The sequence below is a fragment of the Flagellimonas yonaguniensis genome (assembly GCF_029193885.1).
GTDB classification, from domain to species: Bacteria; Bacteroidota; Bacteroidia; order Flavobacteriales; family Flavobacteriaceae; genus Flagellimonas; species Flagellimonas yonaguniensis.
On sequence record NZ_JARFVB010000001.1, the window covers coordinates 879,394 to 893,845 of the forward strand.

Consider the following 14,452-nt stretch of genomic DNA (forward strand, 5'->3'; position numbering starts at 1 on the left):
TATGATATATTTAACCTTTGAAAAAAATGTAGGGAATAGATTTGCAGTGACTAAACCAACTAACGGATGCGGAAGCTTATAATATCGGCGGTTGCCGGAGGTGTTATCATACTGGCCTCTATCTATGTTGCTGGACTGATTGCAGATAGCAAAGACAACAGACGACCACCCTCTCAAAAGATAGTGAAAACCGTTTTTGTGGACACGGTAAAGAATACCACTGTGCCAATTATGGTTCCCGCCAACGGTAACCTTGTGGCCAAAAAGCGCGTGGAACTCTATTCTGAGGTACAAGGCGTATTTAGGCCTGGAAGTAAATTGTTCAGGACAGGGCAGGGATACACTGCCGGGCAGACCCTTATCAGAATAGATGCCAGTGAGTACTATGCCTCGGTGCAATCGGCCAAAAGCAACCTCTATAATTTACTCACTTCCATTATGCCCGACCTACGGTTGGATTACCCAGAAATCTATCCGAAGTGGCAAGCATATCTCAATGGTTTTGATTTGGAGAAAACCACTCCGGAACTTCCTAAGTTGGAATCGGAGAAAGAAAAGTTCTTCATTACGGGTAGAGAAATCATCACAACGTACTATAATGTGAAGAATCTGGAGCAACGCTTGTCCAAATACACCATAACTGCACCATTTACAGGAGTGTTGACCGAAGCTTTGGTCACCGAGGGAACTTTAGTAAGATCTGGTCAAAAACTGGGAGAATTCATCGATACTGGATTGTACGAATTGGAAGTGTCCGTAAGTAAAACCTATGGAGACTTTTTACGTGTGGGCAGAAAAGTGGAGTTGTCCAACCTTGAAAAAACACAAACTTACATGGGCGAAGTGACCCGTGTGAACAGTCGGGTGGACCAAAATTCGCAGACCATAACCGTTTACATCGAGGTAAGTGGCGATAACTTAAAAGAAGGGCTATACCTAGAAGCCAATCTAGAGGCCAAAGAAGAGCCAGATGCCATCGAGATCAATCGTTCCCTATTGTTGGAAAACAACCAAATTTTTGTGGTAAGGGACTCCATTTTGGATTTAATGGATGTAAACCCCATTTTCTTTACGGACAAGACCGTGGTGCTCAAGGATGTACCTGATGGAGAAGTAATCATAGCCAAACCAATGACCGGTGCCTATGCCGGTATGTTGGTAAGGACGTTTGATGAAAGTAAACCCTAAAAGCCCACGGCCATGAGAAAAATCATCTCGTATTTTATTAAATACCACATGGCAGTAAATGTCTTTATTTTGGCATTTCTTGTTTTTGGGATTGTGGGAATTTTGTCACTCAAATCATCTTTCTTCCCGCTTAATGAAGCTCGGAACATTACCATAACCATTACTTATCCGGGAGCCTCCCCTCAAGAAGTCGAGGAAGGCATCGTACTGAAAATCGAGGATAATCTCAAGGGTTTGGAAGGAGTCGAAAGGGTTACTTCCACATCGCGGGAAAACAGTGGCACCATCAATGTGGAGATCGAGAAGGAAAGAAATGTGGACTTCATGCTGTTGGAGGTCAAAAATGCCGTGGACAGGGTCCCCACCTTTCCTACGGGTATGGAACCTCTTATTGTTGCCAAGCAAGAACCGGTACGGCCCACCATTAGTTTTGCCGTAAGTGGAAAGGACATTCCTTTGGCCACTTTAAAACAGATTGGCCGGCAGATAGAAAATGATCTTAGGGCCATTGACGGAATCTCACAGATTCAAATTGCAGGATATCCTGATGAGGAAATCGAAATTGCAGTTGATGAAAACAGCCTTTTAGCTTATAACTTATCTTTTACAGATGTGGCCCAAGCCGTCTCCAATGCCAATATTTTGGTAACGGGAGGTAACATCAAAACCATTACCGAGGAATACCTGATTCGAGCCAATAACCGTTCGTACTACGGCGATGAACTCTCCAATATTGTAATCAGGGGGGATGCTGCAGGGCGAACCATTAGGTTGAAGGATGTTGCCACCATTAGGGACAGGTTTTCCGAAACACCAAACGCTTCCTATTTTAACGGGGAATTGGCAGTAAATATTACCATTACCAGTACCAATACTGAAGATTTGATGGGTTCAGCCGAAAATGTAAGGCAGTACATTCAGGAATTCAACGAAAAATATACCAATGTGCGGTTGGATGTCATCGATGACCGATCCACTACATTGACCCAACGTACCCAACTTTTGACCGAAAACGCCATTGTGGGTATGATTTTGGTCTTGGTCTTTTTATCACTGTTTTTGAATACCCGCTTGGCCTTTTGGGTGGCCTTCGGACTTCCCATCGCATTTTTGGGGATGTTTGTGTTTGCCCCCATGTTCAACGTAACCATTAACGTGCTATCCTTATTCGGGATGATCATCGTTATCGGTATTCTGGTGGATGATGGAATCGTGATCGCAGAAAATATTTATCAACATTATGAAGATGGAAAATCGCCCGTAAAAGCAGCTTTGGACGGGACCATGGAGGTAATACCGCCAATTATTTCGGCAATTATCACCACAGTTCTGGCTTTTTCCATTTTCTTGTTCTTGGATAGCCGTATCGGGGAATTCTTTAGCGAGGTCTCCGTAATCGTAATTTTGACCTTGGTGGTGTCCTTGGTGGAGGCATTGATCATCCTACCAGCTCACTTGGCACACTCCAAAGCACTACATCCGCAGAATGACAAACCCAAGACGGGCATAGGCAAAGTTTTTGCAGAACTACGTATCATCAATAAAATGGGTGATAGGCTCATGAACTTTATGCGGGATAATTGGTACAGTCCGGCACTTAAATTCATGATGAATTATAAGATATTGACCTTTGCCCTGTTCTTTATGGCCTTAGCACTTACCTTGGGGTCTATTGGGGGAGGAATTATTCGAACCTCATTTTTTCCACGAGTGGCCAGTGACCAAGTATCCATTGAGCTTACCATGCCCAATGGCACCAACGAAATAGTCACGGACTCGATCATCAGCCTGATTCAGGACAAGGCACATATCGTAAACGAAGAACTTACTGATCAGTATCTACAAGGTATGGACAAAATGCTGTTTGTGAATATGATCAAAAACTTGGGTCCTGGTTCATCCACGGCTACTTTGCAGATCAACTTACTACCAGGGGAAGAACGCCCGGATGGTATACGTGCCGATATGGTCACTACCCGACTTCGTGAGCTTGTAGGACCGGTAATCGGTGTTGAAAGTTTGATCTATGGTTCAGGTGGGAATTTTGGGGGAAACCCGGTTTCCGTATCCCTTTTAGGAAACAATATTACTGAGCTAAAGGCGGCCAAAGAAGAGCTGAAACAAGCCATGGAAAGCAATGCCAACTTAAAGGATGTAATGGACAATGATCCAGCGGGAATCAAGGAAATCCGTTTGGAGCTGAAAGAGAATGCTTATTTGCTCGGGTTGGACCTGAGAACAGTGATGAACCAAGTTCGGGGAGGGTTCTTTGGGGCGCAAGCACAACGTTTTCAACGCGGACAAGATGAGATTCGAGTTTGGGTTCGATATGAAAGAGAGAATAGATCATCCATTTCCGATTTGGACGAAATGCGGATTCTGGCCCCCAGCGGTGATAGGATTCCGTTGAAAGAAATAGCAACATATTCCATTGAAAGAGGAGATGTGGCCATCAACCACTTGGAAGGTAGAAGGGAAATACAAGTATCTTCGGATTTGACTGACCCGGAAACCACAAGTGGAACCGATGCCATGCTTTGGATACGTAATGAAGTAATGCCGGATATCTTGGCAAAGTACCCATCCATAAGCCCATCTTACGAAGGCCAAAACAGAGAGGCCAATAAATTGTTTGGGTCTTTAAATTTTGTAGGCCCTATTGTGCTGTTCCTCATATTTATAACCATCGCTTTCACGTTTAGGAGTATCAGTCAGCCATTGTTATTGATTTTTATGGTACCCTTTAGCTTAACGGCCGTAGCTTGGGGGCATTGGTTGCACGGATTCCCTATCAACATCCTTTCCATGTTGGGGATCATAGCATTGATAGGGATTATGGTAAACGATGGGCTTGTGCTGATAGGTAAGTTCAATATTAACTTGCGGAGTGGGATGACTTTCGATGATGCCCTGTATGAAGCAGGTCGTTCCCGTTTCAGGGCCATATTCCTGACCTCCGTTACCACCATCGCAGGTTTGGCACCATTGCTTTTGGAAAAGAGCCGTCAAGCCCAATTCCTTAAACCTATGGCGATTTCCATTGCGTATGGAATTGCTTTTGCCACTGTTTTGACCTTGTTGATGCTTCCTTTGCTACTTTCCTTTGGAAATAATGTGAAAGTGGCCGCGAAAAAATTGTGGACAGGGGAAGAAGTTACACCGGAAGAGGTGGAGAGAGCCATTCGTGAGCAACACGAAGAGGAAGAAATGCAAGCTGATAGTTTTGATCATCTGAATGGCACCGCTAACCAAAATGGATCACAAGACTCAGAAGAAACCTCAAAAGTTGTAGAAGAGACCAGATAATGAAAAGCATTTTTTATACACTACCCCTGATTTTATTGTTTTTTGCTCCATTGGCCCATGCCCAAGATCAAGTCCTTTCCAAAGAGGAGGCCATTGAAATGGTGTTGGAGGGCAATTTGGATATTCAGGTGGCCCGCAATACCAAGGTAATCGATGATAACAATGCCAATATTCTTAATTCGGGATATTTGCCTTCGGTAACAGGAAATGCCAGTGGAAGTATAGATAAACAGAATTCCGAAGGTGTTTTGGCCAGTGGGGATACCCGTACCGCGGAAGGTGCGGAAACCAGAAGGTACAGCGCCTCTGTGGATGTAAATTATACCCTGTTCGATGGTTTGGGGAGGTATTACAACTATAAGAGCTTTCAAGAAAGGTCGGAACAATCCGAGCTAGAGGTCAGGCAGACTATCGAGAACACTATTTTACAGTTGTTTACCGTCTATTACGAAGCGGCCCGACTTACCGAGAATACAGCAACCTTGGAACAGGCTTTGGAAATCTCCAAGGACAGGTTCAAAAGAGCACAATACCAATTCGAATATGGACAAAATACAGGGCTGGATGTCCTGAATGCGGAAGTCGATATCAACACGGACAGTATTAACTTGTTGAACTCCAGACAGGAACTCAGGAATACCATGAGGGACTTGAATTTGATTCTTAACCGCGATCTATCAGCACAGTTTGCCACCGATACCACCGTTGCATTTGTTCCTGGGCTCCAAATGGAGAATATGTACAATGAGGCCCAAATGAACAATGTAAGGCTTCAGATCGTGGAAAAGGACATCAATATGGGGCTCAATGATATCAGAGTGGCCAAAAGCGGATATTTGCCGACAATTGGCCTTACCGGAACGTACGGATGGAACGAGTCCAACAATAACAGTCCATTGGCATTTACTTTGCAAAACACATCCACTGGGGTCACGGGAACCGTTAATCTTACATGGAACCTGTTTGATGGTGGAACTACCATAACGGGAATCAAGAACGCCAAAATCGCCTATAAAAACCAGGAGATAGCTAAAAAGCAGATACAATTGGAGGTGGAACGGGACATCCGCAATGCTTGGGACAGTTATACCAATGCCTTGTACGTCCTCGAGGTACAGGAGAAAAACCTGCAGACCAATCAGAACAACTTTAAACGTACTGATGAGCGGTATAAGATGGGACAGGTAACTTCCATAGAATTTCGTCAGGCCCAATTGAACTTATTGAACGCCGAATTGGCCAAAAGCCAGGCCAAATACAATGCCAAGTTGGCCGAACTCCAGATGCTTCAAGTTAGCGGTCAGCTGCTCAATGTGGAATTTTAGGCCATGTACGAGCATTTTTTCCAATGTCCGTACTGTTGGGAGGAAATTTCCTTTTTGTTGGATAGTTCCGTGCCGCAACAAACTTATGTGGAAGATTGTGAGGTGTGCTGTAATCCCATCGAGGCTACGGCCAAATTCAATAATCAAGAACTTGTTTTTTTTGAGATAAGGGAATTGGGGCAGTGATATTCTTACTGATAGATCCTGACATAATCAATTTCAAAGATGTCTTCCGTAAAGTTCACTGGTACATTACCGCCCAGATTTCCACCTATGGCTAGGTTGAGGATGAGGTAATGTTCGTGGTTGAACGGTTTGTTGCTGCCATTTTGAAATTCATGGACCAAAGTATCGTCCACATAGGTCTTAATACTATCGCTGTTCCACTCCATGGAGTAAATATGGTATTCGGAAGAAGCGTTTACAACAGCTATCTCTCCTCCCTCATCATTGTAGACTTCCGTATTTAAGTCTCCCCAATGAAAATGGGAAATGGTGCTGTTTTTGTCCCAGCCCGTTTGTTCCATAATGTCAATTTCGCCACATAAAGGCCATCCAACGCTGCCATATTGGTCCCCAAAATAATTGCCTGTTTCGTTGATATTGGTGCCCAAAGTCCAAATAGCCGGCCAAGTGCCCGCTGTGCCCGGGAGTTTGGCTCTTACTTCCACCCGCCCGTAGGTAAAGGCGAATTTTGTATTCAATCTGACCGAAGTATATTCTTTTGTACTTCCGTTGTACGAATATTGTTCTTTGATGGCTTTGATCTTCAATGTTCCGTCGCTTACATGGGAATTATCTTCCTTGTCGGTATAGTGCTGTAATTCATCATTGTGCCAGCTACCATTGTTCGGTGGAATTACCTGATAATGCCATTTTTGATCATCGGGTCTGCCAGCGATGTCAAATTCATCGGAAAAAGCAAGCTTGTTGTAACTGGTGCCAGACTTTTTGTTTTTTGAATCTGTATTTGGACGGGTCAACCCAATAAAAATCAATAATAAAATAAGTGTTCTCAAAAGCTAAGGTTTCAATAATCAATTAAAACTAGTGAACAAAAAGAACATTTGAAAAATTCTGATCTAATGGAAAAGAGATAATGTAGCTGTTATGAATGTATGGGCTCTTCTTTATTCTTTTTTTCTTTTCTGTTTCTCCGTATAAAGAATGGCCATTCCAACTAAAGCCCCGATACAAGCCAAAACGCCCCCCACAACACTTGCATAATTGAATCCGAGCCCAAAAACCATGGGTAAGCCACCAAAATAAGCTCCTGAAGCATTTCCCATATTGAAAGCACTTTGGTTCATGGAAGAGCCCAATTTTTCCGCTCCTTTTGCAGCTTTTATTATGGCAATCTGAATTGGTGCTGAAATAGTGAAGGTAATGACGCCTATGATAAAGCTGAGTATATAAATGGCAATACTGTTGCTTGCAAAAATGGAGTTTAAAAGAAGTATCGTAGTCATACCAAGCATACTTATGACCACGGATTTTACAGGATTGAAGATTTCTACCATTCTGGCTCCCAAAAAATTACCAAAAAACATACCGACTCCTGCAACAATCATAATGTACCCAACATTTGCTTCGGGTAGTTTGGTCACATTGATGGCCAGTGGTGCAATATAACTGTACCATGCGAAAAAACCTCCAGTACCTACCGTGGTCAACACAATCAAGGCCCATAATTTTTTGTTTTTTATGCCAGCTGTGGGGCTTTCCGATCGCGAATTGTCCGCCTCTTCCAATTCTTCTTTGGGCATCCAAAAATATAAGCTGCACAGTGTGGCGATTCCTGCTATGCCCACTAACATAAAGGAATAGCCCCAATGCAGTTCTTGGCCAATGTAAGTGCCCAAAGGAACCCCTAAAATATTAGCCACCGTTAGACCGGAAAACATGATGGCCATGGCTTGGGCGGCTTTGTCCGGTTTGGCCAAATAACCCGATACAACAGCACCAATTCCAAAAAAGGCCCCGTGAGGCATTCCAGATAGAAAACGGAACAACATCATTACCCAGTAATTAGGTGAAAAAGCGGATAGGGTATTAAAAACCGTAAACCATAACATGAGGAACAACAATGTTCTCTTAGGGTTCAAGTTGTTGGCAATGCGAGCCATTGTAGGAGCTCCTATGACAACACCAAGGGCATAAATGGCGATAAAATGACCGGCTTTAGGAATGGATATATCCAAGGAATCGGCAATGTTGGGAAGAATTCCCATGATGACGAACTCGGTAAGACCTATGCCAAAACCACCTATGGCGAGAGATAAAAGGGCTTTTTTATTGGGGTAATTTGAAGTGTTGCTCAAGTTGATTTCCTTAAGATGCAAAGGTAAGGTCTATTGCAATAACGAAATGCAAGTATATTTACTTTATTCTATTTGAAATTATCAATGGAGAAGAAAAAAACAGCCTTGAAGTTTGGACTAATTCAAATACATTCAAAAAATGAAACAAATACTTTTGAAAAGATATTTTGGGTTCAAGGCTGTTATGAGGATTACTTTTCACATGCTCTAAAAGTACATGGGCGGGACGTTTTTTTCGGAAATCCTCAACTACCAGTACCATTCCCGATGTATAAGAACCGATTTTAGGAAAAAGCAAAAGACCCGCTCCAACGGAAACGGGCCTTTCTATTGAACAGTAGATAAAAATCAATTGATACAGGGAGACGGATTTGGCCCAAATGGACCCAATACTTCGCCTTCCGGAGTTTCAATAGTATAAACGTGTTCTTCTTCATAGGAGCCACTGGTATAGGAGATTACCAGTGAACCTGTTCCTTCTGGCACATCCACATTGAACGTCGCTGTATCCCCGGCAGTAAAGGTGTAGTCTGTGGCCACACCATCAATTTCGAAGGTAACAAAGGCTCCGTCCCAACCATCACCGTACAGATCCTGCATATCGATTACCCAGGTTCCGGGTATGGTAGTTCCCGAGATAGGGGAGCACTTCACTAGAACAATGAAGTTAAAGGCTTGTAATTGCTCGGGCTGCCCAGTTACGGTGGCACTATAGTTTTCAACGGTGGTCTCTGTACCATCAATCCCTGTGGACTTGCCCAAAAACCGAATAAAATCCCCTCCCGAGATGTCATCCACGGTTATGCCCAAGGCACTTGCGATATCGGTATAAGGAATGGAAATGTCACTTGGAAACTCCATTACGGTTGTTAATGGCACGGTGTCGGAAGAAACTCCTCCCGATTCCAAGGTTACGCTCAAATCCCAAGAGGCAACATTGTCGCTCGGGTCGTCAACGGTTCCTGTGAGACTGGAAGCGGCCAAATCGCCCTTGGCCACAATCGTCTCCTCCAATAGGATTCTCACATAAGGAGCAGCTGAATCTTCCAGTTCGAACACATTAAGTGGGTTTTTGTCGTTGTCCTCACAGGCGGCAATACCCAATGTAAGCAGGATAATGCCCAATATATATTTAAAGTTACTTTTCATCTGTATTTGTTTTTATAGTTAAATCAATCAACGAATCCATCGGGGTTGGTGTCCCAGAATACAGGAGTACTAGGTGCACTTTTCTGTGTAATGTTCGTATTGCTGTCCGCTGCCGTCTGCGAATACCACATTGACCTTAGGAAGGGTCCTGGATCATTGGTGGTAAATGCAGGGGTAAGGTTGTCTGGTTGACCTGTTCTACGGTAGGTATTGTACGCTTCGATTCCATTGCACCACAAGGCTATGAAGTATTGCTCCACAATGATGCGAAGTTTATCGGTATTGTCTCCTGCATCGTAATTGGTCAAGATTTCCGCCACATGGTTGTCGATTGCCGTTGAGGTTGCTTCGTACCCTGAGCCACTTGCCAGAGGTGCTCCAAAATCAACTACTTTGCTTATCGATTGTCTGATTCCTGTTTCGAGATAGTCCCGGGCATTTCCAGTGGTGTTTAAGGTCAATGCTGCTTCGGCCAACATGAAATAGGTATAGGATGACATCAAAATAGGGGAGATGCCCGCACCCACGTATCCTTCATTTATGGCTCCTGAGCCTGATACATTCCTAAAGGAATTATCATCAAAAGGACCTCCTACGGGATATGTGCCATGTAATGTCCTAAAAGCATCATCTGGTGGGATACCGTCATCATCCAAATGGTTTCTTCCCCAATATCCGCTCAAACCATTGGTGGCCGGAACCAAACAATAGGGTTCGGATGAATCCCACCAGGCGGGCAAGGATATTTCGGTAACACATTCTTTGGTAACCACATCAGCTCCTGAAAAATCTTCCTGTTGCCTGTAGAAGTAATAACGTATTCTTGGGTCGGGCTCACTGTACTGATTGGCCATTAAGTTCATGTAATAGTTACAGGTGTAAAAGTCCGAACTTGGACCTGCACCATCATAGTTGGCATCAAAATAAGGATGTCTACTATCCGGGGAGGCGTTGTTGGTGCCCCACTGAAAGAAGAAATCATCCGAAGCATCCAAAATCAACTGGTTTCCATTGATCAACTCGTTGATACGAGAGGTGGATACCGATGCCCCAAAACCATCCGCACTGGCCAAACGTGTTTGTAGGTACAGCTTCAAACGCATGGTGTTGGCTACTTTTCTCCATTGGCCTTCATTGCCATCGTAAAAAAGATCATTGGATGGAAGTGCGGTTTCATCCTTGTTCAAATTGGCTATGGCATCGACCAAAAGTTGATCTGCCGCTTGATAAATGGAGGCTCCGGAATCCACAGTGGGGTTGAGTATTCCTTCCCCTCCCAAAGCCGCTTCGGAATAAGGTACATCTCCGAAGAAGTCCACCATCGACATCATAATGTATGCTTCCAAAATCTGACCAATGGCGATATGAGTGAATTGCCCCGCTTCTTCTGCCAAGGGATTCATGGTTCTGATATCGATCAATGCCCTGGCATAAACATTGTCCCAAACCCTATCGAAATCGGAAGGGTCATAGCTTTCACGATAGGTTGGCCCAAAACCGTGTTGCATTCTTACGGGTTCCATTCCAAATTGACTCAGACCGTTTTCGGCACGACCTTCCTCACCCGAATGAATTTGCGCTGTCATCAGCTGTATTTGGTTCAGAAAGAAATCAACACTCGCCTGCGATGGGTTCAGTGCATTGGGGCTCTCCACTACATCCAAGGATGTGGTCTCACAGCCCAACATAACTGTCAGTGCAGCGATTACAAGACTTAGTATATTTGATATTTTTTTCATAATATATTTTTTGATTCTGTTAGCTGCTTTTAAAATGATGCTCTTACGGTAAGTCCATATCTTCTTGTGGATGGTCCAGTAAAGAAATCAATCCCTTGCCCGTTGCCCACACCTGTACTGGAGGAGTTGGTATCGTACCGAACATCATCTGGGAAGTTCACTGCTTTGTACCATAGGTTGGAACCAGATAGTGTTAGGGATAAGCTGCCAAAAGGCGTTTTCTCCAGCATTTTCTTTGGGATGGAATATCCCAAAGAGGCTTCCTGTAAACGGATGGTCGTACCATCAAATACATTTACTTCGTTGATTCCTCCTCCAAAGAAGGTGTTGAATCCGAACTCGGTGGATGAAATGGCCACGTTGTTTGGTGTGCCATCTCCAAACACACCAGGCAAAATGTAGTTGGATTCCCTGTGGATGGGGTCATCGGCATCGACCACTCCACGACCAATCAATCCTGCTGTGGTTACCGAGTACACATCACCGCCATGACGATACTGCAGATTTGCGGAAAGGGTAAAGTTTTTGAATGTGATGGTTGGAATCAATGCCGTGGTCCAATCTGGGTTTGGATCACCGATTTCAGTGATATTGTTGTCCACCAAATAACGACCATTTGGGCCTACAACTTTATTTCCGTCGTCATCTCTTTGGATGGTGCTACCCAACAATACACCGAAGGGCCTTCCTTCCACAGCGTAATTTGCTGCTTCGCCCGACACCGCAAATGTCAAAAGAATATTATTGGTGCCTTCCGCCAAGTCGGTTACCGTGGTCTCACTTGCAGTGAAGTTTCCAGCTAGATTAAAACCGATACCAGCTTCGCTTTCCCTGAAAATGCTCAGGTCGTAATCAGCTTCGATACCTTTGGTCTCTACCTCGCCAATGTTCACAAAAGTGGAGCGGAAACCTGTGGAGCTATCCAAGGTACGGTTGGTAATCAGGTCTGTAGTGGATTTAGTGTACAAACTCACATTGAAATTGAGCCTGTTGAACAACTTAGTGTCCAAGCCAATTTCCAATTCCTGAACTCTTTCTGGAGATAGGTCGCGGTTACCGAGTACATCGGATACTGTATTTCCAGATACTACATTACCATTGAAGTCGACAAAGGTCCTAGCGCCCAAAGAAAGCACATCCCTTGTGTTGAAAGGGGTGGGGAACCCTGCGGAGGAACCATAACCTAGCCTGAGTTTTGCATAATTGAGCACATTGCCCTGCAATGCTGGGAATGCGGTTGTGGGGATGAACGATAAACTGGCCCCGGGGTAGAATAAGGAGTTGTTCTCCCTCTCTAATGTAGAGGACCAATCGTTTCTTCCCACAACATTGAGGTAAAGTAAATCTTTATAGGAAAGGGTGGCATCCAGATAGATTCCGACCAAGTTTTCCTCGAAATTTTGATTGAGGTCAATTCCGGAGAAGGAGTTGATGGATGATGGCGTAGTAAAGTTAAAGTGTTCCAATACACCAAAAACCAATTGTCCCTGACTTTCTATACCATCCTGTGCGTAAGTGTCTCTACGGCTGTTAGCTCCCAAAGTGGCCGTGAGGTTCAAATCGTCGGACAGATTTTTATCTGCACTTAGAATCAAATCATGGTTCCAAATGGAGTTTCTTACCGAGGTCGTCCTCAAAATACCCAAGGTGGGTCCATCGATACCACCTCTGTTCTGTCCGTAGGAACTTAACTCGGTATAGGTATCCAAACCGACACGATAGGTAAGGTTCATCCAATCGTTAATGGCATAGCTCATGGAAACATTTCCTGTGAATCGGTCGGTTTCCTGAGCGGTTTTTGAATTGGCCACGGTCCAATACGGGTTTTGGATGTCGTTTCCTGAACGGTAATAAAGGCTTCTGCCATCCACTGCTTGATAAGGAATATTCGATAGATCGACATTTCTCGGCGTATATAGAACGTCGCCAAAAATGGCAGAACCGTCAAAGGCGGCCCCGCTACCGGTACTTACGGCGTTTGGGGGGGATTTATACCCTGTTCGTGCAAAATTGAATACACCCGATACGGTAAAGTTGTTGGATAAAGTGGCATTCCCTCCCAAGCTAAAGTTGTTTCGCATCAATCTGTTGCCCGGGGTAACACCAATATCTTCGGTACGTCCATAATTGGCATTGAAATTCACTTTTTCCGAACCGCCGCGAACGTTTACCGAGGTGCTGTACACATATCCTGTTCTAAAGAACTCCTCAACACCATTGTAGGGTTTGTATGGATATTCAAAATTCAACAGGTCTTCGTAACCTGCAATCAGGGAAGGGTCTGCTATATAGTTGAAAGGGTGTTGCGTAAGAGCCACTCCATTGGGACCAGTGCGTATAAATTGTGGTGCTGTGGCTATACCATCATCATCGGTACGATCGAATCGTGGCCCCCAGTTACTGAAGAAAAAACCGAATCCTTGATGAAATCCACTTCCGTAATTATCCTGGTATTTTGGAAGTACCGCATTTGACATAAATACGGATTGTGTGACGGATACCTCGGTTTTGGAAGGAGTATCGCCAGAGGCTGAACCTTTGGTGGTAATCAAGATTACCCCGTTCCTGCCTCGGTTACCATAGAGTACCGTTGCACTCAATCCCTTCAATACACTTACACTTTCTATATTGTTTGGGTCAAGATCCAAAAATCGACTGGACTCGGTGTTACCATCCAAAAAGTTGGTCTGTGTATTTGTTCCTGAATCAAAAGGAATACCATCCACAATGAATAAGGGTTGGTTGGATTGTGTGGCAGAAGTATAACCGCGAATAATGATGTTGGTACCGGAACCGGACATCCCGTTGTTCGAGGTAATGTTCACTCCGGCAACTTTTCCGTTCAATACACGGGCCACATCAGCTTCCGGTCTGGATTCCACTTTATCGGATTCCACTGTGGTTACCGAATATCCCAGAGAGCGTTTTTCCCTTACAATACCCTGTGCGGTTACCACTACTTCTTCCAATTGGGAAGCATCTTCCTGCATTTGCACGTTAATGGTGTTCGATGCACCGATACTTATTTCTTGTGTTCTTTGCCCCAAATAGGAAAATACGAGTACATCTCCCTCATTGGCTTCAATGACGTAGTTGCCATCAAAATCGGATTGCGTACCTCTTACAGTACCCTGGACCACAATGTTCACACCGGGCAAGGGGACCCCGTCTTGGTCGGTCACCGTTCCGGTGACCGTTTTTTCTTGAGCATGGGCAAATGCCATTGATAGACACATGGCCACCAGCGCTCCAAACAGTTTCTTTACTTTCATACGAATACAGTTTTGTTAGTAATTTGAAATGAGTTAGAGCAACTGAGAAAGGTGGACGGCACTAGGAAGATGATAGCTAATTCAAACATACTTCTGGGAAGTGAACAAAACTCAATGGATTTTGTCTTTTTAAGAAGTAGAACCTCTCACCG

General features: G+C 44.3%; 9 protein-coding genes. 4 read left to right on the forward strand and 5 right to left on the reverse strand.

The window, feature by feature from the left end; all coding sequences use genetic code 11:
* Window positions 1–66: 66 nt before the first annotated feature.
* The 4 genes from PY092_RS03955 to PY092_RS03970 are packed head-to-tail and all read left to right on the forward strand — an operon-like array spanning window position 67 to window position 6,005.
* Entirely contained in the window at window positions 67–1,188 is a 1,122-nt protein-coding gene (locus PY092_RS03955) for an efflux RND transporter periplasmic adaptor subunit (RefSeq protein ID WP_275614550.1), read from the forward strand.
* A 12-nt stretch (window positions 1,189–1,200) separates the two neighbouring features.
* Window positions 1,201–4,494: an efflux RND transporter permease subunit gene (locus PY092_RS03960; RefSeq protein ID WP_275614551.1), complete on the forward strand. Its 3,294-nt coding sequence runs from the start codon at window positions 1,201–1,203 to the stop codon at window positions 4,492–4,494.
* Complete coding sequence (locus tag PY092_RS03965) at window positions 4,494–5,819, forward strand: TolC family protein (RefSeq protein ID WP_275614552.1); 1,326 nt, start codon at window positions 4,494–4,496, stop codon at window positions 5,817–5,819. Before PY092_RS03960 ends, PY092_RS03965 begins: the two co-directional genes overlap by 1 nt.
* Window positions 5,820–5,822: 3 nt before the next feature.
* Window positions 5,823–6,005 (forward strand): CPXCG motif-containing cysteine-rich protein, encoded by a 183-nt coding sequence (locus tag PY092_RS03970; RefSeq protein WP_275614553.1) that lies wholly within the window; start codon window positions 5,823–5,825, stop codon window positions 6,003–6,005.
* 5 nt (window positions 6,006–6,010) lie between these two features.
* Here the strand turns inward: PY092_RS03970 and PY092_RS03975 are convergent, their stop codons facing one another.
* The 5 genes from PY092_RS03975 to PY092_RS03995 all read right to left on the reverse strand — a co-directional run bounded on the left by PY092_RS03975 (window position 6,011) and on the right by PY092_RS03995 (window position 14,300).
* Complete coding sequence (locus tag PY092_RS03975) at window positions 6,011–6,838, reverse strand: glycoside hydrolase family 16 protein (RefSeq protein ID WP_275614554.1); 828 nt, start codon at window positions 6,836–6,838, stop codon at window positions 6,011–6,013.
* Between the two features lie 111 nt (window positions 6,839–6,949).
* Window positions 6,950–8,140 (reverse strand): MFS transporter, encoded by a 1,191-nt coding sequence (locus PY092_RS03980; protein ID WP_275614555.1) that lies wholly within the window; start codon window positions 8,138–8,140, stop codon window positions 6,950–6,952.
* 348 nt (window positions 8,141–8,488) lie between these two features.
* The gene (locus PY092_RS03985) at window positions 8,489–9,289 is read right to left on the reverse strand and encodes a hypothetical protein (protein ID WP_275614556.1); all 801 of its coding nucleotides are present in this window, start codon (window positions 9,287–9,289) and stop codon (window positions 8,489–8,491) included.
* 23 nt (window positions 9,290–9,312) lie between these two features.
* A complete protein-coding gene (locus PY092_RS03990) occupies window positions 9,313–11,028 on the reverse strand; it encodes a SusD/RagB family nutrient-binding outer membrane lipoprotein (RefSeq protein WP_275614557.1) in 1,716 nt (571 codons plus the stop codon).
* Window positions 11,029–11,057: 29 nt separating this feature from the next.
* Window positions 11,058–14,300 (reverse strand): SusC/RagA family TonB-linked outer membrane protein, encoded by a 3,243-nt coding sequence (locus PY092_RS03995; RefSeq protein WP_275614558.1) that lies wholly within the window; start codon window positions 14,298–14,300, stop codon window positions 11,058–11,060.
* Between the last annotated feature and the right edge of the window lie 152 nt (window positions 14,301–14,452).